At 46.9% G+C, this 23,663-nt stretch carries 14 protein-coding genes and 1 tRNA gene; 4 read left to right on the forward strand and 11 right to left on the reverse strand.

Annotated features, from left to right (window positions below):
• The 3 genes from AC438_RS15355 to ispF all read right to left on the reverse strand — a co-directional run.
• Positions 1-773, reverse strand: a 773-nt coding sequence (locus AC438_RS15355) for a methyl-accepting chemotaxis protein (protein ID WP_156317111.1), incomplete at its 3' end; no start/stop codon positions are given.
• A gap of 67 nt (positions 774-840) precedes the next feature.
• The gene (locus tag AC438_RS15360; protein ID WP_053982147.1) at positions 841-1,146 is read right to left on the reverse strand and encodes a putative signal transducing protein; all 306 of its coding nucleotides are present in this window, start codon (positions 1,144-1,146) and stop codon (positions 841-843) included.
• Entirely contained in the window at positions 1,143-1,625 is a 483-nt protein-coding gene (gene ispF, locus AC438_RS15365; RefSeq protein WP_053982148.1) for a 2-C-methyl-D-erythritol 2,4-cyclodiphosphate synthase, read from the reverse strand. The genes AC438_RS15360 and ispF overlap by 4 nt, the downstream gene beginning before the upstream one ends.
• Positions 1,626-2,015: 390 nt before the next feature.
• On the opposite strand from ispF, the gene AC438_RS15375 reads away from it, so the two are divergent.
• The 3 genes from AC438_RS15375 (at position 2,016) to AC438_RS15385 (ending at position 5,947) form a co-directional block, all read left to right on the forward strand.
• Positions 2,016-2,837 carry a fatty acid desaturase family protein gene (locus tag AC438_RS15375; RefSeq protein WP_053982150.1) on the forward strand — a complete coding sequence of 274 codons (822 nt, stop codon included), beginning with the start codon at positions 2,016-2,018 and terminating at the stop codon, positions 2,835-2,837.
• 131 nt (positions 2,838-2,968) lie between these two features.
• Complete coding sequence (gene xthA / locus AC438_RS15380; protein ID WP_053982151.1) at positions 2,969-3,790, forward strand: exodeoxyribonuclease III; 822 nt, start codon at positions 2,969-2,971, stop codon at positions 3,788-3,790.
• Positions 3,791-3,889: 99 nt separating this feature from the next.
• Positions 3,890-5,947: an alpha/beta hydrolase family protein gene (locus tag AC438_RS15385; RefSeq protein ID WP_053982152.1), complete on the forward strand. Its 2,058-nt coding sequence runs from the start codon at positions 3,890-3,892 to the stop codon at positions 5,945-5,947.
• A 111-nt stretch (positions 5,948-6,058) separates the two neighbouring features.
• On the opposite strand, the gene ylqF is transcribed toward AC438_RS15385, so the two are convergent.
• On the reverse strand, positions 6,059-6,904 hold the full coding sequence (gene ylqF, locus AC438_RS15390) for a ribosome biogenesis GTPase YlqF (RefSeq protein ID WP_053982153.1): 846 nt from the start codon (positions 6,902-6,904) through the stop codon (positions 6,059-6,061).
• A 336-nt stretch (positions 6,905-7,240) separates the two neighbouring features.
• Between ylqF and AC438_RS15395 the strand changes: the two genes are divergently transcribed.
• Positions 7,241-7,316: transfer RNA gene (locus tag AC438_RS15395), tRNA-Ala, on the forward strand.
• Positions 7,317-7,866: 550 nt separating this feature from the next.
• Here the strand turns inward: AC438_RS15395 and AC438_RS15400 are convergent.
• From AC438_RS15400 to AC438_RS15435, 7 genes are all read right to left on the reverse strand, one after another.
• The gene (locus AC438_RS15400) at positions 7,867-9,279 is read right to left on the reverse strand and encodes a hypothetical protein (RefSeq protein WP_156317112.1); all 1,413 of its coding nucleotides are present in this window, start codon (positions 9,277-9,279) and stop codon (positions 7,867-7,869) included.
• 447 nt (positions 9,280-9,726) lie between these two features.
• Positions 9,727-10,755, reverse strand: a complete 1,029-nt coding sequence (locus AC438_RS15410; protein ID WP_053982156.1) for a hypothetical protein — start codon at positions 10,753-10,755, stop codon at positions 9,727-9,729.
• Positions 10,752-15,440 (reverse strand): hypothetical protein, encoded by a 4,689-nt coding sequence (locus AC438_RS15415; RefSeq protein WP_053982157.1) that lies wholly within the window; start codon positions 15,438-15,440, stop codon positions 10,752-10,754. The genes AC438_RS15410 and AC438_RS15415 overlap by 4 nt, the downstream gene beginning before the upstream one ends.
• Positions 15,441-15,450: 10 nt before the next feature.
• Positions 15,451-20,772 carry a thrombospondin type 3 repeat-containing protein gene (locus AC438_RS15420; RefSeq protein ID WP_156317113.1) on the reverse strand — a complete coding sequence of 1,774 codons (5,322 nt, stop codon included), beginning with the start codon at positions 20,770-20,772 and terminating at the stop codon, positions 15,451-15,453.
• Between the two features lie 96 nt (positions 20,773-20,868).
• Positions 20,869-21,750 (reverse strand): peptidyl-prolyl cis-trans isomerase, encoded by an 882-nt coding sequence (locus AC438_RS15425; RefSeq protein WP_053982159.1) that lies wholly within the window; start codon positions 21,748-21,750, stop codon positions 20,869-20,871.
• The gene (locus AC438_RS15430) at positions 21,750-22,586 is read right to left on the reverse strand and encodes a peptidylprolyl isomerase (RefSeq protein ID WP_162230766.1); all 837 of its coding nucleotides are present in this window, start codon (positions 22,584-22,586) and stop codon (positions 21,750-21,752) included. Before AC438_RS15430 ends, AC438_RS15425 begins: the two co-directional genes overlap by 1 nt.
• A 96-nt stretch (positions 22,587-22,682) precedes the next feature.
• A partial coding sequence (locus tag AC438_RS15435) for a calcium-binding protein (protein ID WP_274377624.1) occupies positions 22,683-23,663 on the reverse strand: 981 nt, incomplete at its 5' end.

Consider the following 23,663-nt stretch of genomic DNA (forward strand, 5'->3'; position numbering starts at 1 on the left):
CTGTCTGCAGTGTTGTTTAATAAGGTAATTGTACGACCCAGCTCATCTTGATGACGATAGCTCAAAGGTGGAGTTAAATTACCACGCTCAAACTCAGTCATGGTACTGCGAATACTCACAAAACCACTGAGGAGTTTTCTCATTAGATACAATGCGTAACCTAAAACCACGACCAAACTTAACAGTGTAACCGCAATTAAAAATTGTATTAATTGAATGTTTTTTTGCTTGTTTTCGGCTATTACCCGATTGAGCACCATTAGTTCATCGGCAATACTCAGCTCGGCTAAGCGCAGCAATTGCGAATTGACGTCGGCCATACTTAAAATGGCACTTAGTGCTTGGGCATCTTTATTTTTTTTGGCTAAGCCAATCACTTTAAGCTGTAAAACTTTGGTTTTTTTATATTCTTTTTCAAGTTGCTTTGCCGAGCGATTATCAGGACTTACAAGGACTAAATCGTGAATTTTCTCTTCAATCACCGACGCAAACCGAATGGCCGATACCGCAAGTTGCCTAATGCGCTGGGGCTCATTGGCGGCAATAGTTTCTTGTAAGGCTTTGTTAAAATTAAGCAGAGCACTTAATACATTGACCGCTTCACTTTGGCGCTCAGAAAACACCGACAAAGAACCCGCAACTTGCTGGCTTTGCAGATTCAAGCTATAAGCCATAATACTGCCCACAATCACGCTATTGAGTAAAGCAAATAAGCATAAAAGTAATAATTTGGCTTTCCACGAGCGTAAAAAATGGCGCAATGAGCTAAACATTCTCCAGCCTTATTGATAAAGAGACTTTAGAAGCTTAGCTCATGCGCCAAAGTGTTCAATATTTGGCTTATTTTTTACGCTGCTGGCAATTCCAACACAAACCAAAAGAGGGGTAGTTTGTTTCGCGGCAATAGGTGCATTGCCAATCAGTGCGCACCTGCGGCTCGTCTAGACACTGTAAAACAGCCATGGCGCGCGCTTCGTCTGCTGCCTCTAATAGCCATAATTCCAACCAGCCATCAATAGCCGACAGCTCTCCCATACCGCCCGCTAAATGCTCGTTTTTTAGCACCACAGGCACGCCTTCATTGACCAACATATTTTTGGCATTTTGAACCAAGATCGCATTTTGATGCGTATAGACTAACTTCACAGGTTCACCTTAGGTGCCAAGAGCACAACGCACAGTGCCGTAATACCTTCTTTGCGCCCATTAAACCCTAGTTTTTCGGTAGTAGTTGCCTTAGTATTGACCTGCTCAACACTGCACTCCAAGTCATGTGCTAAGTTGTGATTAATCGCTGAGATATGAGGTGACATTTTCGGTGCCTCGGCCACCACGGTGCAATCTAGGTTGCCAATCACATAGCCCTTGCCTTTGACTAACGTATAGACCCTACGTAGCAATTCGCGACTATCGGCCCCTTGATATTGCGCATCGGTATCCGGAAAGTGCTTACCAATATCCCCTAACGCCAAAGCCCCTAGCAGTGCATCACATACTGCATGCAGTAAAACATCGCCATCGGAGTGTGCAATTAAGCCGCGATTATGGGTAATCGTCACGCCACCTAGCACAACACAATCTCCGTCGCCAAAAGCATGTACATCAACACCTTGACCAATTTTCATCATTTTTTGCACAATAACCTCGTCACTTTAAAAACACCATATTTTAACTCATTACTTACTTTTCATCGGCCTTATAGCACTAAATTACCACGTGCAATTCCACCAGCAGGCCCCTACAATGCGTACCACTTTACATCACCACACGCTTTCAACACGCAAGTGATAAAGCTGTACTACACTTTGACTCAAAAAGCACAGAGCATTGATTAAAAACATCGACTGTGCCTATTACTAAGGTTCATCTTGCTATTACAAGAGCTATAGGCCTATTAAAAGGCGCAATATCTGATTAATCTGCAGCATTAAACACTCCGATAAACCTAAAGCAGGCTCGCTGGTCGCGCTAAGGCTTATTGGCATTACACAAAACCAATACGGATCACCTGTTACATGCAAATACTGAGATACAAACAAGACCGCTGGGCTATCGTTCTTGTGCTAACCCTAGTTGCCATTCAACTAGCTACCTTTTTTTATATTGATAACCTCTATATTGTCGCCGTCATTGCTTTACTCCTTATTGCACCGCAAGGCTCCGCTTCGGCAGTTAATCACAACCACCAGCATCTTCCCATTTTTAAAGCTCACCTCCCTAATCGCGCACTAGAGCTTGGGCTCTTTCTTAACACAGGTGTTGGCCCTTGGGGTTGGGTATTACACCACACGATTGGGCATCATATGCATTATCTCGATGCCAAAAAAGATACTTGCTCATGGAAGCGCAAAGACGGCTCGGTGATGGGGCCTGTTGAATACACCGTGATTAACACATTAAAAATATATCCCGAGATATTTAAAGTCGGTAAAGGCCACCCTAAAATTTTTAAAAAATTTTTATTAGGCTTTGCCATTTGCCTTGCCATGCTAGTCACACTAATAATACTAGCCCCGCTTAAGGCCCTTATTTTGTTTATTATTCCAATTGTTATTCAACTATTTTTATTAGTGTATGCCACTGTAGACCATCACCGCGGCCTCGATACCCAAAATGAATTTGCCGCGACACGTAATGACGAGAGCACATTTAACAACTGGTACGCTTGGAATTTGGGTTACCATACAGCACATCATGTTAAGTGCGGCTTACATTGGTCAAAGCTACCCGCGTTTCATGAAGAAATAAAAAATAAAATTCCTGCTGAACTGATTCAAACACGTAAGATCCTCGAAACACAGCCACTAGACTTTAATGCCGACGGCAAAAAAGCCTAATACGCTAAATGCTGGAGCTTATAGCTCCAGCATGTTTTACACGATATTTCGATAGCCAAAACCTTGCCCAACCCACCTTCTAGCATTAGAGTAGCCAGCCTACTATTTTTTGACTCCTAGAAGCCAACCTCATGAAAGCCATCTCTTTTAATGTCAATAGCGTGCGCATGCGCCTGCACCAACTTCAAGCACTTATCGACACCCATCAGCCCGATATTATTGGTCTGCAAGAAACCAAGGTCACCGATGCCGACTTCCCCTTAGCCGATATTCAAGCGATGGGCTACAACGCAATATTCACCGGCCAAAAAACGCATTACGGCGTTGCCCTGCTCATTAAAGCGTCACTCACATTTGATAAAATCGTTAAGGGGTTTGACGGCGATGATGCCGAGGCCCAAAAACGCTTTATTGGGGCCCGTATCACAATGCCCAGCGGCATACAGGTAACCGTGCTCAATGGTTATTTTCCGCAAGGCGAAGCACAAACACACCCCACCAAATACCCCGCCAAAGCCAAATTTTATCGCGACTTGCAAACACATCTAACACAGCACCACACCCCCAATGAGCCACTGATTGTGATGGGCGATATGAACATTTCACATCAAGATATCGACATCGGTATTGGCGAAGATAACCGCAAGCGCTGGTTGCGCACCCAAAAGTGCAGCTTTTTACCCGAAGAACGTGAATGGCTCAATACCCTATTAAGCTGGGGCCTAGTAGACACCTACCGCAAGCAAAACCCGCAAAGCCAAGCGTTTTACAGCTGGTTTGACTACCGCAGTAAGGGGTTTGACCGCGAACCTAAGCGCGGCCTACGCATTGACCTTATTTTGGCAACAGCGCCGCTCATTGAAACGCTCGAGACAACAGGTATTGACTACGATGTGCGCAGTATGGATAAACCCTCGGACCACTGCCCTATTTGGGCCACTTTTAAGACCTAAATATGCCCGCTAAAAGTAATATAAGCAAACCAAATAACGACACACATCGCTCAAACAGCAAGAGCTAGCCCCTAAACCGCGACAGCAACAGGTATATGCATGACTCAGCCTAAAACAGTCAAGCCCTACGGCACTTGGCCCTCCACACTCACCGCCAACACGCTCGCCACAGGTGCCTTACGCTTTAGTGAGCCTAAATGGGCCAACAGCCAAACGGTGTTATGGCCACAAAGTGTACCCGCCGACGGTGGCCGTACCACACTTATGTGCGTCACTGTTGCGCCTGCGCAGCAAAGCCAAACCCAAATCCAAATTCAAACCCTATCACAGCGAGCAAGCAGCTCTATTAGCGCGCCAACCAGCCTATTGCCGTCACCCTGGGATGTGCGCTCAAAGGCACATGAATATGGCGGCGGCGCCTTTGCGGTCAAAGATAATCACGTGTTTTTTGTTAACGCAGCCGACCAGCAAATTTATCGCTTTGATAGGCAAAGCGCATCAGCACCCACTGCCATCACCCAAGCACCCCAATGCCGCTACGCTAACCTTACGCTACACCCTAGTGGCCAATGGTTGTTTGCAGTATGTGAAGACCTCACTCAGTCGCAGGCCGCCCCTGCCGCCAGTATTGTAGCGATCAACCTCACCCACCCCAAACAATACACCCTAGCGCAAGGGCAAGACTTTTATGCCGGGCTATGCATTGCACCCAACGGCTTAAAGCTGGCCTATATCACCTGGCAACACCCCGACATGCCGTGGGACAATACCACCCTATGGGAGCTCGATTGGCAAAACAACAGCCTAGAGACTATCACGCGTGAATACGATGCCAGCAGCGCCAGCGACCAACATTCTCATACCCTACAGAGCCTTATAAAAACCACCTGCATAGCAGGCCACAAAAACAATGAGGCCATTTGCCAGCCCGCCTACAGCCCCAGTAACGTATTACATTATGTGAGCGACTTGCACGAATGGTGGAATATTTACAGCAGCCAAAACCCTCAGCAACCTCTGGTTAAGCTCCAAGCCGACTGCGCAACCCCACAATGGACCTTTGGCATGCAAAATTGGGGCTTTATGAGTGATAGCACGCTACTCATTAGCGCCAGCCAAAATGGCGCATGGCAGCTTATTAGCGCCGACCTTCTCAATAAAACACACACAACAATCACAACCGAGCAGAGTGTTTTTAGCCATATTCATTGCCACAATGGCCAAGCCGTGATGCTTAGCGCAGGCTTGCAGCAAAGCACTGCACCAACGCTTGTCAATTTAAATAGCCACCTTAATGCAGCAACTCACGCAAGCACCGCTCGTATAACGCCCTTAATAGAGGCCAAGCCAGAACTCCCCATCAACGATATTAGCCAACCACAAAGCCACTGGTTTGATACCACCGATCAGCAGCAAGCCCACCTGTGGTACTACCCGCCCACTCACAGCCAATACCAAGCACCTGCAGGTACTCAGCCGCCGCTTATTGTGCTGGGCCACGGCGGCCCAACAGGTGCCACAGAGGCAAGCTTTAACAGTAAAATACAATACTGGACACAGCGCGGCTTTGCTGTAGCCGATGTTAATTACCGTGGCAGCACAGGCTTTGGCCGTACTTATCGTCATGCATTAATAGGCCAGTGGGGTGTGAAAGATGTTGATGATTTGTGCCATGCAGCAACCTACTTAGCCAATAAAGGCCTGGCACACCCCCAGCAAAAAATTATCAAAGGCTCCAGCGCCGGCGGATACTCAGTACTAGCAGCACTCACTATGCGCAACACCTTTAATGCCGGCGTTAGCCTATACGGTATTGCCGACCTAGAAACACTCACACAAGACACCCATAAATTTGAGGCCCACTACCTCGACAAACTCATAGGCCCCTACCCTGCACAAAAAGCACTGTACAAAGCTCGCTCGCCCATCAACCACATTGACGGGCTCAACTGCCCTATTTTGGTCGCTCAAGGGTTAGACGATAAGATCGTACCGCCATCACAAGCGCAGCTTATTGTAGAGGCCGCACAAAAGAAGGGAGTCGCAGTTAAGTACTTAGCCTTTGCCGGTGAGGCGCACGGCTTTAGGCAACCGGCCACACTTATTGCGCTGTTTGAAGCAGAGCAACAGTTTTATACCGAGACATTCAATTTATAGCGCTAGCTCACCGACACAATACGCAAGCTTAAGCGCGCACTATTGAGCCACAACATCAATAGTGCGCGCACGTATTACATCAATGACCGCCAAGCACTCAACCGTGCCGTCTTAGCCGCGCTGGTGGTAGCTTACAAAAGGCTCTTCAAGACTAATGCGCCCAAGCTTACCGGCACGCATCTCACGCACTAGCAGCTCGCCAGCACGGGTAAAATCAACTCGCCTACCTTGCTTACAGCCTCGGCGCATCGCCACTTGCTCTAACGCCTCATAAGCAATATCCGACAAATTCTTAAGCTTAAAGTAGTCAGCGACCAAATGGGGGTAACGCTGCAATAAGTAATCCATGGCAAAAATACCCACATCATCGTACTCCAACGCGGTATCCCTTATTGCGCCGCCTGCCGCTAAACGATAGTTAATCATTTCATCTTTAGAGCCGGGCCATGTCATGCCTGGAGTATCGATCAACACAAAGTCATCGGTGACTTTAATTTTTTGTTGCGCCTTAGTAATCGCCGGCTCATTACCCACACTCGCCACTTTACGCCCCACCAAGGTATTAATTAGCGTTGACTTACCCACGTTAGGAATACCCAATATCAGCGCGCTAATGGGCAGTGAGCGACGCGAGCGCTCGGGCACCATTTTAGTCACCCGATCAGGAATCGTTCTGGCAATGCTCACATTTTGCGTGGTGATAGCCAACGCATCGGTATTACGCTGCTCGCGCCAAAAAGCCAGCCATTGCTCGGTGATCTCGGGGTCAGCCAAGTCGGCCTTACTCAATACCTTTAAGTAAGGCTTATCGCCACGCAGCTGTTCTATCATAGGGTTAGTGCTTGAGTTGGGTAAACGCGCATCCAACACCTCAATCACAACGTCAACAGAGGGCATAATCTTTTTTACTTCTTTTCGGGCTTTTTCCATATGGCCCGGGTACCAATTAATCAACATACTTAACCTAACTCACCGCAAAATAATGTGCCAAAGCCGTAAAACTCAAACACTTAAAAAGGGCTGGCAGTGTAACCTGTCGCACACCGTTGAGCTAGGCGCACACAAACACCACCGTCCGACCTAGCCCCTAGCCCCTAGCCCCTAGCCCCTAGCCCCTAGCCCCTAGCCCGCACAATGCCGGCCAATATAATAATTCACACTATTTTTATCTTTTTTTAAAAAAATTATTGACAGTATGCCGCCACCCCCTTAATATGCGCGCACTTGCTGAGGCAACCCAGCAAAACATCCCAAGTTGTTGATTTAAAAGACTTTTAACAACCACCCAATTACGGGGCCTTAGCTCAGCTGGGAGAGCGCAACACTGGCAGTGTTGAGGTCAGCGGTTCGATCCCGCTAGGCTCCACCAAATAAAGTTTTTAATAAATTACCATTAAAGACTTTGAAAACCACCTTAACGGTGGTTTTTTTATGCCTAAAATAAACTATCGCACTTTAACGCCACCCTCAAAACACCTCCTCAGAACGACACTCAAAGCACCTCCAACCCTCACATAGCTCAGTTTGTAGTCATGGATTGTATCGAGGCCTTCTAGGTAAAGACCAAAGAGCAACCCAAAAGGCGTTAGGCCAAAATAAGTTAGCAACCCGCTCATCGATAACGCCACCAAAATATTTTTAGCTAGGCTTCACCATTGGTGGTAGCGGCCAGCCAGAGAAGCCCGACTCCAATAAGGCTTTTTAATGGCGCACTCAGTAAGGATAGAAGCACAAAATTTATTCCCTTTTCTATGGCGCATCAAATATGCAGCTCAAGCCATCCGTAAGCGCCATTCAAACACCCCCAGATCAAGGCTACCTAAATATAGATTGAAGACCCTGACCATCTGATAAGCAAAAGCTCTAGCATTTAAGCGGCATTACCCCCAGAGCCCCGCGCCGACCATCAAAAAGATGAATCAAAATATACAATTAGGCGCTAATGAGTAAATATTATTTTGAAAGTCTGGGGGGCTTAAGCACTCTAAAGATAACGCAGACTTAAATCCACCCTCACTAAAATAACGCAATGTGACCGCTGTGGGTACGATATCAGCGCTAATAGCCTTTAAACGCAACCGAGGAATATAAAATAATAGCTCATCGTCTTTACTATAAGCGGATACAAAAAAATCTTGCTTAATGTAACGCTCTAGCTGGCGTACTAGACTCGCAGGCTCTTCCTGATTAAAAGGCGATTTCAGCAACTCATTTTTTATTAACCCATCAACTAAAAGTGTTATATCCTCTGTAGACCAAGTGGTTTTTCCATCACTAACCGCTTGAATAATTTCTTTATGGATACCCGCTTCATCAATAAATATGTTGGCCGAAGAGACAGTATCTGTCATTAAAGGCCATAAGAATGACATGCCAAATAGCGCATTAACACTTCCATTATTCTCTAAGCTAGCGTTAAAGCGTTTTGTACCAGGCAAAGTCAATGCAATATTAAACACCCCTCTTATTGCCGCTAGATTTGTAAGCGCCTCCGAATTAAAATTAGGCCGCTCAATAAAAGCATAATTGATATTATTCACTGAAAGTTTAGATGCCGAGCGCTCCAAATAGCAATCGAGTAACGTGGCGGGGTTTTGATCGATTAACTGTGTGATTTTATTGCAGTGAATATTTTCTTGTTGAGCACCTTCTAGTGTCACCTTATTTTCCAGCCAAATAATAGGGGCTTGAACGGGCAATGCCTTTATTATTGAAAACCCTGCAGCACCACTTGAATTTACAAGGCTTTGCATATTGCTATTGATAGCATAGCGACTTGAAAATATGGCCTGGGGTTCCGAGCCCCAATCCGTACTACTCAACTGCAAAAAGGTAGCTTCTAACGACGAAATAACGTTTCGCCGCTGAACCGATGCTACTCCCGGATTAGAGTCCAGCACAAGCTGTTTAGGCAGATAATACAAAGTATTGGGTTGAGAATTTTGACTCAGCAAATAATACTCATCAGCAAGCTCTTGATTGAAAAACGAGCTAGCATCTAAGTACGTTTCTGCCGCTGGTTGATTATATAAGTAAGCGACTTCTTCTTCAGCAATAGTGCTGCCATTATAGCTGACTGAAAGTCGCCCTATTATATTCATCTTCGGCTCCACCATAAATACGGCAGAAACTTCTTGATTAAATAGACAATTAACGGGTATGGATATGCCTAGGTTTTCTTTATCTGGAGTCCACTCACAAGCAAGACTTTCCAATGAAAGGCTTTGAGTACTCATTAGTATAAAGTTGAGCTGAAGTTTACCACCATTAAATTCGCTAACTTTAATAGCGTTGATAGTGACATCCATCATAGGTATCGAGCTGGAGCTCATAGAGCTTATAGAGCTTATTGAGCCAGATGACGCTGAATGGGAGGGACTCTCTCCTGAGCTTGAACACGCAGTAACAAGCGCCCCCAATAAAATTATTAATAAGTTATATAGACTCATAAAAATACTCAATCCTTTGTTTGTTATCTGTCATATTATGGCAAGACAGGGACACTCACTCTCAAAAAAACACCCGCTCGAACAACCCAACGGATACCAGAAAACTCTAAAACATGAACAATTATGGCCTTATTGCCCCCAGCTATCAACACCGTCCTGATTGTAAACGATCCCCCTCTTTTTATAAGCTCAGCGCATTTTCGTTACACTAACTGCAAATCATCGATAAAAGGTATTGTACTTTAGGGTTGGATCCAAGGTTGGATCCAAGAACTAAAAAAGCCGCTACACCTAGGCGTAGCGGCTAAAAAATAGCGTCATATTAAAAACCTATTGCAATACCTCAGGGTCATTCAATAACACATCATGCATCTCGGGTATTAGCTGCCCTTTTTGCCCTGCGCACTCACTGGTACTGGGAAAGCCTTTTTGCCACGTGAGCTTGCTGGTTTTTAACCAGTTTTTTATTGTTGCGCTGTCGGTTTTTTGCGGGAGGTATTCGCCGGTTACGCCAGTTTTAAGTGTAGCTTGGGCTGTAAGGTCTTGCTCATAATGCACAAATGTATCTTTTAGTTTAGTGAAGCCTTGAACGGGGTTATTGATTAAATGAGATTCATATAACTTGCGCCACACTAAAATATCAGGGTGCACATCACCATCAACATTGCCAATAAAAATTTTGGCGTAACCACGGTAACCCGGCAGGCGATAAGGGTGTAAAGAGCTGGCTACCATGGCAGATTGATACTGCGCGGTAGCGTCTGCATTTTTTAATGGTCGCAGGTTAAACGTTGCTGTTTCCGTAGTACTTAACCAGTCAGCAATGCTGTAACGTATCATGAATACCGTTTTTTCATAGCTAGGCGAAAACATCACTAAGTCATTGCCTAAAAAAAGAATCAGCTCAGCAGCCCCATCACCCCCTATATCACCATAACGTAGAGGACTGTCATCTAAACATCCCAGTGATGAATGATAGGCATTAACCCCAAAACCCATTTCGCCTAGCTGGTGATCTGTTAACCGAAAAGGTATTTCTGGTTCGATTGATTCATAAGGCCAGCGGGTAAGTGGCCAAACGCCTATATAATTTGATTTGGCAGTATCTATCGCATGGATTTTTAACTCCCTAGAAAAATCATACCAAATATCCCCACTCCCCAAATTTGTCCAACCATAGCATCGGCCGGGATCAATACCTGCAGCTTCATAAACCTTAGATATTTTATTAGCTGCTACCTGTTGCACCGGCGTTTTGCTAGCCCAATTACTATCGCACTGAGCGGGTAATTTCAGTTCAAAAGCAGCTACGCTATTGAAACAAAACACCAAGCTAATCGCTGTTACTATTTTCTTCATATTGACGCCCCCGATACGCAGTCTACTCGACCTTTTGCCACTTTTGGCCTTCCTCTATCATCTACATCTTTGGCTCCGCGTGCGACCGCATCCCAACTCAACCCATCAATCCACTCTTTCTCCCCATACACAAAACACCAAGCCGCTCGGGTTTCATCTTCGGGCGTATTTAAGTCATCCTCAACAGCCTCTTCACCTAACCAAATATAATCACGATAGGGTAAACCATAATTACCATTTTTAACCTCAATGGCATACTGACAAGAGAAACATTGCGTGTCAAAAGTATTTTTAGTTGAATTGGGTACTGAGCTATTGGGCTCTTTGGTCTCTGGCTTCGGAGAGGTTTTTAACCAGCTAGCCCAACTTCGGTTACCAAAAAAAAGCCCGCCGTTATAGCCTGCAACAGCTTTGGAAAAAACCTCATAATCATCATCACCACTCCCTATCGCATGGACAGTATCACTATTTTGTCGATATCCGACAAGGTCATCCATGTTATGATTGTGTGACTGATTATTTTGAGCGTAAGCAGAATAAAAGGATCCGTTGTCACAACCACCGCCCGCTTTACCGGCAAGATGGACAACAAAGCCTTGAATATTTTCGTTGGGTTTAAAATAATTCAAATCAGCTGTCGAATGAGCAAGGCAAGGCGAATGCCCAAAACGGAACATATAAAGTACCTGATTAAAACTATAACTACCGTATTCATCGGCAGAGCCTTCAGTAATACGATGATTGGTTTGCGGGCTGCCCTCCCCCCAATGAGAGCCAGACTCACGCAACTTCCAAGCCCGTAGCAGTTCAACTTCAGTTTTAGTACTATTAATGAGGCCCGCTGACGTTAGCATATTTTGATGAATGACCTCAGTATAAGTTGCCGGAATAGTGCTCGTATGTCCAACCAGACCATTGCGCCACAATTCTACTGCCTCACCCAACCAAGTATCTAAGCGACCATCATGTTTACTAATAACCCCAGCGGTGTACTCTTGCGTTGCATTAAAATATAAATCATAGACCTTTTTCAACATATCTAAAGTATTACCCCCAACGATACCATCAGCACCGCTACCCAAGCCTCGATGCATATTGGCATTAATCAAATTCGCCCAAGTTCGCCCTTGAAATCGCCGCACCATACCTTCTAATGAAACACGACCCGCTTTACAACCCAACCACCCCGTGTAAAAAATTGAGGTATCAGCAGTGTCCTCACCGTCTTTACAACTTTGCGTCCAACCTAATTGCTTGCCCTTAAATACACCTCGATCAGAATTAATGCGCGCGCCGCCCTTACCTGCATTCCCAGACCCCATTTGCGGGCTAATCCCCAATTGCCACAACATCTGCTCCAGCATTGCCACATCGCTGCCTTTCATGGGTGTCGCTTCGGGTTTGAGCACGCGGCTCATCACTTTAAATTGCTCGATCTTTTCTTGCTTTTGACCGTTACGCTCATAACTTACCGTTAAAATGGCTGATACGTCCACTGAGCTGCTCCACGCTTTAGGCTCCCAATACACCTCGCTTAGCGTGGCGCCCTCTGCCGTTTTACCTTTGGTGCAATTTTTATCACCCACACCCCAGCCCTTACAAAAGCGACCACCATCATCATTAAAGTGCCATTTAAACTGTGGGTTAGTCGCACCATTGGGTAATAGATAACTGTACTTTAAACGCAAGCCACCCAACACGCGGTATAAATTATTCTCGGCAATCACTTCTGCTTTTATTAAGGTTTCTTCGGCCGGTATTTTATAGTGTACTTGCAACCCTGTCGCACCAAAAGCCCACTCCCACAAAATATTACTCGCATCGTTATTCGAATAAAGGCGTAAGCTTAAAAAGTCTTCTACATCGAGCAAGGCCAGTGCATTAAGATCATCAAATACAATTTGCTGGTTATCGCCGATGGTGGCTTTGATCTCGTTGGCGCCAATGGCAAAAATGAGTTCGTCTTTTTTATCGCCGGTAAAACTAAAACCGCCGGGCATTTTTTTATTGCTACCTTGCAGGTCGTATAATACGCGCAGTAAATCATCGGTGGAGCCAATAACGGGCGTTGTCTCGTTTTGAATATCGGTTGTGATGCCGTTTTGTTCACGCTCGATGGCGTTAATATCCAATTGATACAGTGAATATTGCAGCTCGGGGCGGTATAGCCATTGGTACACAGGCTTGGGCTTGATGAGGCTTGCCGGTGATGCCAAGCCTTGCACTTTGGCTTGGTTGTAGGCTAATTGCGCTGCCACGGTGGCGCTTTCGTCCCACACTTGTACTTTAAATGGCACGTAGCGGTCTGGCCGGTATTGTAATAAGCCGTCGCGGTTGTGGGCGTTATTGTAGGTGAATTTCTCGTCATCGTTGGTGAGTGGCGTGAGTGCGTCACGCTGAAACGAGGGCTCGCGGTTAAAGGGCTCGCCGCTGACCTGGACGTAAATGTGGTCGTTGGTGTGAGTCATATTACTCACGTTAACCACCTCTAAATGGCGACCTGGGGTAATATCGAAGGTGGCTTGTTGGCCGGCGAGTACGTCGGGGTAATAGTCGCGGGTTAGGCGGGCAAGCCGGCCGGTATAACCAAAGCCGGCTAAACCTGCCGGTAACGGTTTATCATCAACATCGAGCCACTCGGTATGCACCACCACTTGCTGGTCTGATTGCAGTGCGGCGCCTTCGTTACCAATGGTGTAGTCTTGGCTGTCGCCTGCTTTGTTGGCGACATCAACCCCTAAACGCTCGGCCCATATTTTTAAGTTGGGCGGGCGCATTGCAATCGTATTGGCCATTTGTGAGAGCGATTTGTACGGGGCCTCCTCGGTCATTTGGCCGGGGTTTCTGAGGTACACACGGGTACTGCCGATATAACCGGTGGCGCGGTTAATGGCGTAAATTTTGATGTGCTCGCCTGGGCGAATAAAGTCGCTGTCTCTTTTGCGAAACTCGGGGCTAATACCACTGTCGTGCTGCCAGCCTTCAAAAGCATTATGCGAGCCTACAAATTTACCATTTACATCTTTACTACCGGAATAACTCGCCCAAGAGCGGTGCCTATTGGCATCGGGGCCACGCACGTGAAGGGTGTACACAAATTCCCCGTCATTCACGCCGACGCCATGGTGGTTTTTGTCGCTGTTGGCCAGTGTTGCGCCGGTGCGCTCTGCCATTAACTGGCCTGTGCTTTCTCTAAAAAAGTATACGTCGGTATTTTTGAGGTCTTCTTCGCTGATGGTATCGACTAGCCCTTGATCGGTCAGGCTGACTTGAGTGTCAATTTCGCGGTAAATATCGGGTAAGTCTTGCCCGGGTATACTGCCTGAGCCACTCAAATACACACCCACCACGTGTTCGGCGGGGGGAATATCGGCAGCAGTATTAAATACGGCCTGCCCTGTATTATCGATTCCTCGGCGGCCAAAAACAGGGGTGTCTATTTTACCGTCACTGTCGTAATCGTAAAGGTAGGTTTGGGTGGTGAATTTTTGCGCAGCGGCATCGTCGCTCACGCTGTAGTGGGTGTCGCCCCCAACACCAACGCGCCCAATACCGGGCGAAAACAAGCGCGCGCGGCCGTTAATGGCTGCAAAATCCACACGAATATCGTAATGGTGGGGCGGGTAAATCGTCGGCGGTGCTAATATCCAAACGCCTAAACCCAAAAAAGCGGCTGGCCCCACGGTTAAAAAGTCGAGTGTTTGGCAGCGCCAAGGAACCAACTTCATCAAAAAATAGGGATAAATACCCGACCCGTTATTGGGGTTAAAAGCCTGATAAGACAGCATCGCCGACACCCAAGCGCCCGAGCTGGACAAAGAAACACCGCATAGCATAAAGGGCTGGTAAACCTCGTAGCGCCCACCACTATCGGACTGATCAATAGAGCCGGCCATCTCAACACTCACCCCGCGCACAGGGTTAATTAAGATATCGGAGTGGTTAATTCTGTTGCGTGGCTCAATGGTGCCATCGGCATATTGCTGGGTGGGCTGGGTCACGCCGCCTTCTTCAACAAAATAGGCCGTGGCAAACCCTAGCGTGTTTTTGCTCGATAAAACGGTTTCGCCTTGGGTGTTTAACAGTAATGTGCCGCGCTCAAACGGTGGCTCATCATTAGGGTTTATAGGAAATGCCGCCAAAATAATAGAGCGCTGTGGCTGTGCGTAGGTATATTGATTACCCTCCACGCTGTCGGGCGGAATAATGGCAAAATAGTGGTCAGCCGCATAGCGAGGGCTATTAAAATCGGCTGGGCCTGTACCTGTACCGCTACCTGTACCTGCGATCAATAAGTTTAGTGCTGTATTTTTATCGACCAACAATAAATGCTTATTGGGGTGATCTTGGTAATCACTTTTAAGTCTTTGATATTGCGCTTGATAGTCTTTATATCCCTGCACCGATAACACACGTACTTGGCTAGGGGCTAAATCACCGACAGCCTCTTGCGCGGTGTTTTCTAGGGCTTGGCCCAGGGCATTGTATTCTATCCAGTAAGGGTTGCCGGCCGCTGATGGCACTACGCCCTTGGCGTACACACTCCCGGTCACCCGGTACTTAGCGTATGCCAGCTCCACCCACAAAAGACTGCTCAATACCGTACCCAGCAGTAACAAAAAGGTGCGCGTTTGACTTTGGGTGTTCCAAAAAAATAATGTACCGATGTGCATTGTGTGTTTCATCCCTTGATACCTATTGAGGGCCAGTCATTGAAAGCGGCTTATCACCCTGACGAACACTGCGAATTTCGCGGCGCAGCGTAGAAACAAAACCGGTTAAGGGTAAGTCTCCATCGAGGTATTCCTTGACTAACGTGTTGTACGCTTGCGGGATATACACAACCCCAACATGGTTGAGCGAATTAATGTGGTGCTTTAAAGCGATCACTTTGGTGCCGACTAATTGGCCAACACCTTTAGGCACAACCACCCCATTGCTCATATCGGTTGCCAATAACAGCATGTAGTAGGTTTTGGCTGCGGCGCCTTGGGTGTCTTGCGGGAGGTAGGCGTGAGAGCCCTCATAGGTGGGCAAGGTCATTTCAAGCCCCAGCTCACCGCTCAATTTAACCCCTTGAGGGAAGGCAGCAAAATACCAAGGCGCGTAAAAATCAGGGTCGAGCAACTCCGAAACCGCCGATATTTCGGTAAACTGCGACAGCAATAGCCCGGTACTTTTACCCCCTTCAAATGTGAGCTGTGCCTGTGATACATCCAGTATTAATGCACTGCTGGCCAACGCTACTTTAGCGCTTTGGCCACTGGCTACCGGGGTGTAGGTTTCTTTTGCGCTAATTAAGGGTAATAAAATTGAGCCTAAGGCATTGCGCTCGCCCGCTGTTACGGCGCGCTCAAAAACACGGTTACCAAAGTTTTCATCGGTTTGATGGCGTGTTATTGCAAAAGCTAATGCACCTGTGGGTAGCTTATTAGCTGGGGTATCACCAAAGTTAAAGGTAAAAGCCCCGTCACTATTGGTGTGTGTTGTACGCCCTAGTGATGGCAAGGTAATTTGGGCACCGGCAACAGGCTGCCCAAACTGGTCTACCACACCACCGGTTACAAACGTAGGTAGGGGCCGCGTTTTAAATTGGCTGCGTATTAGCGCTTGGTACACGCCATCATTATTGTGGTCATATTCCACCTCAACAAAAATATCGGCGTTATACGCTAACCAAGCTTGCGGAAAAAAGCTCATTAAACGGTTGCCGGGTAATGGCGCTAAGCCGCCGGCAACCGGGGCATAGTCTCTATCGACCCGCTGTAATTCAAAGCCTTTGTGCACGATGGTTTCGGGGGGTTCGTTTAGTGCGCGGATATAGGTTTTACCATGCGCGGTTTCAAAAACCTTTACCTTTAAGCGCGTAGGGTCTACCGGTAAATTAAAGGCAAGGGTAATGGGTTTATTCGGGGCAATAAAGGTAGCGCCACTGGCGGGCGTTATTTGCTGTACAGCCAGCTCAACATCGGCCTGCGCCACAATAGTCAGTGTGCGTAATACTTGCGTGGCTGTAGCACCTTGTGCATTTTGTAACGTGACCTGAAGACTGTATTCACCGGCTTGTGGTGGCACGGCAACAAAACCTGAATACACACCGGCACTGGCCTCTAAGGCTTGGCTAACCACCGCCTCCCCTAGGCTATTACTGACTGTGACTAAGGCTTTTAAGCCATCGCTATTGCCTGTTGCCTTGGCGGCCACTTGTACATCAATGGGCTCACCGGTGTGCGTGAGAGTAATATTATTGGGCGGCAGTAGCATCTCTAAGTTAACGTTACCACCTAGGGTAATACTGTATTCGGTGGAGGCACTGGCGTTACCGGCAACATCTACAGCCGTAAAAGAAACCGGCAATTCAATACCCGCCGTAGGGTTTAGCCATACACTAAAGGCTAACTCGTCGGCGATGCTAGTGGGTTGTAAGTCAACAGGCTCATCATTCACTGCAAAATAAGCCAAGTTGGCCTCTTTCACGGTACCGGTAATCAGGTAAGGTCGTTGCGTTACCTCGTTAACAACAGGCACTGGGTGCAATGGTGTATTTAAGGTAATCACCGGTGCTAGTGCGTCGCGGTATACCGTAATCACCTGCCGCTGCGTATGAATACCATCAGACAGCTCGAGTGTGATTTGCTGGCTGTTTTTGCCAGCTGCCAATACCACTTTTTGGCTTAAGGTGCCGGCGGTGCCCGTAGTGGTCATCAAATTGCCATTAAGATGTAACTCGGCCTGCTCGCTGTATACCCAGTAATCGGCGGTGACAACAACGCTATCGCCTTTTACCATCGCCCCATCAACAGGGGTTAACACTCTCAGCTCTGGCAGCGCAATATCGGCATCACGAATGCGCTCTAGGGTAATGCGCTGGGCCACTTGCTGTAACGTAGGTGCGGCCGGGTCGGAGGTGCGAAAACTTACATTAGCCACAAGCTCTATCGAATTTAAGCCTATCTCAAGGCCTGCCAGCTCATAGGTAAACACAAACCGTGTGTTTTGTGGTGTTGAGGTTAATACCGCTGGCTGGCCATTAATGCTTATTTGCATCGTTAGTGGTGGCGTTTGGACCGTTAATTCACCGGTGATAGTTGTTGTTGGCGCGGTTATTTTACTGCCTTGCGAGGGGGTAAAAAGTGTGAGTAATACATCGGTATTCAGTGGAGTACTGCCGGCATCATCGGGGTCGGAGCCCGCCTGCACCTCTGTGAGATCATCAATACCATCACCATCACGGTCGGTATCTGCATTGTCGCCTAAGCCATCGTTATCTTGATCGTAGGCTTCGCGCGGGTCATTAGGGAAGGCATCTTGGTCATCGGCGACACCATCATTATCGCTATCGCGCTCTTGTGTACTACAACCATCGCTCGCCACGGTGCTGTTAGCGGCAGAGTTAGGACATGCATCTGCAGCGTTTTCAATACCGTCTTTATCGTCATCGCCTATTGCACAGCCTTGGGCATTGACATTCGCACCGGCTTGCGAGAGCGGGCATGTGTCATTAAAGTCGGCAACGGTATCGCTATCGGTATCTTTGATTAATGGGTTTAATCCCCGGCGTACTTCTAGGGCATCACTTAAACCATCAGCATCGGTATCGGCTAATAGTGGGTTGGTTTTATGTGTATTCACCTCAGCGGCATCGCTTAGCCCATCACCGTCGGTATCTTTTTTGAGCGAGCTTGTGCCTAGGGCAAGTTCTTGTGCATCGGTTAAGCCGTCGTTGTCACTATCGCGTTGCGATGGACCACAGCCCAATAAATCAACATGCTTGGCTTCGGCAGCTGGGGTATCGCTACACAGCACATCCACCGCATCGCTAAAGCCATCCTTATCACTGTCGCGCTGGCTAGCACCACAACCTACGTTATCAACGGCTTCGCCTGCTGGCGTTGCTTGGCAGGCATCGGCGGCATCCAAAATTTTATCGGCATCGGTGTCATGGTTTAATGGGTTGGTCCCTAGCGCTATCTCAGCACCATCTTGTAAGGTATCACCGTCAGTATCTTTGTTAGTCGGGTCGGTACCTAGGGCCTTTTCTTGTTGTGCCGTTAAACCATCGCCATCCACATCTGGTGACTGCTCTAGCGTACAACCTTGCGCATCGGGCTGGCGGTTTGGTGGAGTATGAGGGCATAGGTCATTTTTATTCAGTACGCCGTCTAGATCGTCATCGCCGTTAAGTTGACTCACGGAGCAACCTAGGTCATTCACGGCTTCGCCACTCGGTGTTGAAGGGCACACATCAATAATATCATTCACCTTATCGCCATCAGTATCAGCGCTAGCACTGTGTGAACCTAAATAGACATTATCAATATCAACAGGTGATACCCCTGAATAACCAAGATTAAACTCTAACCGCGCATTACTGTCTTTTGGCACATTGTCTATTTCAAAGGTAAATGATACCCACTGATTTGTTAAAGAAATTTCTTCTTCAAAGTAGTTAACGCCATCAGAACCTAAGCTTACGGTTAAATTGCGCGTATTACTCGTTTTCGCCCAAAAGCTTAATGTGTAAGCGCCCTCTAAAAGCGAAACATTTTGTACCGCCTGTAATGACTTAACTGTTGTCCCTTGAGCAAACATCGCCAGCCGCATCTCTCGGTGAATCAATGACATCCTACCTGAGCCATCGCCTTGTATTAGAGACCACGCAACAGGAATAACTTGGTTAAACGTACAGTTTTGAATAAGGTTGTTAGCACGAACACTGCAATCATTAAAGGTAATGGGGCAGCCATTGCTATAAGTGCTCGACGCCCAAGATGTCGCGGGGCATTCATCAAGGCTATTAATCACTCCATCAGCATCTGTATCATTAGCATTAGGTAAAACCTGGATGGTCGCATTGTGTAGCTCAGTACTGCCATCACGATATAATACAACGCTCGTTATAATATGTGTGCCAGGAGAAAATGATGTGGTGTCATAAGATAACGCCCTGTCAGTATTTGAACCTGGCTGAAGGTCATATGAAGGGTAGTTTTCTACTTTGTATTCACCATGACTCGTTTTAAATATCACACGTTCAATACTTTTTTCGACGCTATAATCTACAAACACAAAAAAGGGATCACCAATGCGAAGAGTATGGCCATGCAAAGCTACGAACGATAATTTATCTGGCTTAAAGCTATGAACAAGCTTTGAGTTTGCAGGTTGTATATTAATATCAGCGGTAATCGTTTGAGTGCGTCCGTCGATCCAATTAAGTTGGGCTTTAATTTGGTGGGCGCCAACAGCGAGATTCGTAAAATCATAACTGCGTGCAAAAGCATTGACATCACTATTAACGGGGCCAGCAAAATCAAAAGGCGCTACTCTATCGGTATTGACAGGGTTTTTAGCGTCATCAATAAAAAAGGCAATATTTTTAAGGTTTGTAGCATCAGGTAATTCAGCAACAATAAAAATCTGGGTGGCTACAGTAAAAGAGGCGCCGTGCAATTTTTTTATAGCCGAACGATCCGAGTTGAAACTAAATTGTAATGAAGCGCTAACCTCATTGTTTGTGTTAGGTTGCGAAGAAATTGACGAGGCAGCCAAATTTGAGCGTGGCAATGCATGAGAAGTATCATCGGGCCTATTTCGAACCCCACAAAATGAAATAGTAGGCTCAACAACAGCCGCCCCATCACTATTAACTGTCACTTCAAAAGAATAGGCCTCAGTCACACCTAGGTGCAAAGGTGCCTCTTTATTACGGGTAAATACAACAGGGTTGGTACCTACAGCATGAATGGGCTCATTAACAGATAACATGTAGTGCCCAGCAAAAGCCACCTCAACTTCCCAATCAGTTACCGGTTGCGCAGTATTATTGGTAATAGTCAGTGATAATTGTGCATTATAAGCATTGCTATTAATTATTGTATATTGACAAGTAAAGTCCGCAGCGTATGCCTTAGAGTTCATTGCCGCCATAAAAAATAGCGGCAGGCTCATCATAAAATACCGGCACAACTTATTGATTAAATGACTTGCCCAGTTCCTTTGCCACCTGGTTCCCACGGTAGATACCCCTGTTGCTCTATTGCGAGCTTTACACTTATATTAATCAGCCAATCCATTCGTTAAAAAGGCTTGCAAATTGTAACAATTTTGTATTTATTCGATGATGACTTTTTGACGTGCCTGATCGCTAACGGCTTTAATCGCAGCTTTAATTTGCAGTGGCGCTAACGCTTTGCGGATTTGATGGCTCACTTGGGCTAATGGTTTAGCTGCCATTGTTTGATGACGCGTTACTTTTAACACCCAAAGCGTATCGCCAACGTGTACAGCGGTTTTTTGCCCTGCCGGCGTTGCCTCTACAACACTTTTAAACGGGGCCTTCATAAGCTGCTCTCGCATTTTTGCTTGCTTAAAAGTAACGGGCAAACCTTGTGCACGCAAAGCTGCAGCCGCTTTTGCCCAGTCACTGGCGTAGGCCAGCGTATTTAAAGCCTCTTTTAGAGTTGCCACGGTATTGTCATCTTGCACCTGAGCACTTTCGATGTATTCAAAGCTTTTTATATTATCGCCACCAAAGTCTTTGAGGTTATTTTGGTAATAGGCTTTAACTTGTGCATTAGTAACAGGGACAGGTGTTGAATGGGCATTAATATAATCTTTAACCAATAACTCTTCGCGGTAAGCGGCCACTTTTAATGCCAGTTGCTTTTGCGCCGCTGGCGTTAACGTTTGCGCTTGCAAAATGGCCATTGCGCGGCTGCTAATTAAGCTCTCTAATACTTTAGATTTTAAAACATCATTAATAGGAACAACGGAGCCTGCCGTTAAGCGTGACAAGGCAAAATCTAAATGTGCATCTGTAATAGTTTGCTTATTAACACGCGCCAAAACAGGTGCGCCAACGCTAACGTCAACTATCGCGTTGGTGGGTGCCGGCTGTGCAGAGTCTTTACTGGTGGGGGTAACCGGCGACTGGCAGGCGGCCAGCACAGCGCATAATATTAATGCGGCGGGTCGTAAAAAAAACTGATCCATTACAGTGCCTTTTGAATAGTAACCGCATCAATTAAGCGCTGTTGCTCGGCTTGCTTTGCCGCTTGGCGTAGCGTGTAACGAATATTACCGGCCACCGCTTCAAAGGGTTTTTGAATGGTTTTAGGGGTCTCTAAGACAGTAACAATATGATAACCCAAAGGCGAGAGCACCGGCTGGCTGTAACTGCCTTGGGGGGTTTTAAAGGCGGCCTCGGTAAAGGCGGGGCTTACAGCACCTTGTGTAATCCAACCCAAATCGCCACCTAGTTTTTTAGTGCGCTCGTCATCCGAATACTGCGCGGCGACTACGGCAAAACTTTGCCCACGGCCAAGCATGGTATAGGCCTCGCGGGCGCGCGTTAAGGCGGCCGCTTTTTCATTATCGCCAGCGCCTGCCCGTACACGCATTAATATATGCGCCACTTTTGCCTGCTGCGAGGCAAAATCTGCTTTGTGGGTATTGTAGTAATTCAGCATAGCCTGCTCAGAGGCTTGTTCAGCAAGGTATTGTTCGTAGTAACGGTTAATTAACAGCTGTTTTTTAAATTCATGGACTTCGGCATTAATTAACGCATCATCTAATAGCTGGGCATTTTGTACCGCCAGTGCTTGGGCCTCTTGCTTTAAGTAGGTGTCCAATGCCTTAGCAACCGCTTGCTCGTTTTGCAACGCAATGCGCTTATGTTTTAAAAAAGCCTCAAAATCTGCCTCATAAATAGACTGCTCGCCTACTGTTGCAATCACTGGGCCTTTAGAATTATTACACCCTGCCATACCCATGCTCATTGCTAAAAGGGCCACTACAGCAACCTTGCGCATACATAATCCGTTCTTCATTACCCTAAACCTCCAAAACAACCCTAAAAAATCCGTGCAAGGCGGCAATATCGCCAAATTGGCGTACATGTTATCAAGTTATTATCCAAATGAACATTAGGGGATCACTCGGGATTGTATTTCGACTAAATCCCACACATATCCATTGGCAAAATGAATCTCTTGCACTGGGTTGTGACTATTGGCTGGGTTATCCAAATAGAAATATCGGCGAATCAGTAAAGAATCACCTTCATTCGCAAATGCCAGCTGCAATGAATGGCGATTCCCATCGTAAACGCGCGCAACGGCAACACTTTCGGGCGTGATACCGGTACCCAAAATCAATCGATTGAGTTTGTCGGCAGTCGTATCACTAAAGTCACTGATGATGTCCGATCCATAGCCAATGCCGTAGTGGTAGCTGTTGTTACCGTAACCACCATTAAGCGTGTCATTACCTGCACCGCCATCTAGGGTATCGTTGCCGTTATCGCCATTGAGGCTGTCGTTGCCCTCTTCACCATAGAGTTCATCAGCGCCATCACCACCGTAGAGGGTGTCGTTATCGATGCCGCCTTGCAGCGTGTCATCGCCACCTTGGCCGTAGAGGGTATCATTCCCTACACCGCCATTGATTGTGTCCGCTTCAAAGCTGCCCGTCACATTATCAACACCTTCAGTGCCCGCCAGTAACTTCGTCCAGATATCCACTGGGTACCAGATAGTGCCATTGGCAAAATGAATCTCTTGCACTGGGTTGTGACTATTGGCTGGGTTATCCAAATAGAAATATCGGCGAATCAGTAAAGAATCACCTTCATTCGCAAATGCCAGCTGCAATGAATGGCGATTCCCATCGTAAACGCGCGCAACGGCAACACTTTCGGGCGTGATACCGGTACCCAAAATCAATCGATTGAGTTTACCCGCAGTCGTATCACTAAAGTCACTGATGATGTCCGATCCATAGCCAATGCCGTAGTGGTAGCTGTTGTTACCGTAACCACCATTAAGCGTGTCATTACCTGCACCGCCATCTAGGGTATCGTTGCCGTTATCGCCGTTTAGGGTGTCGTTGCCTGACTGACCATAGAG

The sequence above is a fragment of the Marinagarivorans algicola genome (genome assembly GCF_001292705.1).
Lineage (GTDB): Bacteria > Pseudomonadota > Gammaproteobacteria > Pseudomonadales > Cellvibrionaceae > Marinagarivorans > Marinagarivorans algicola.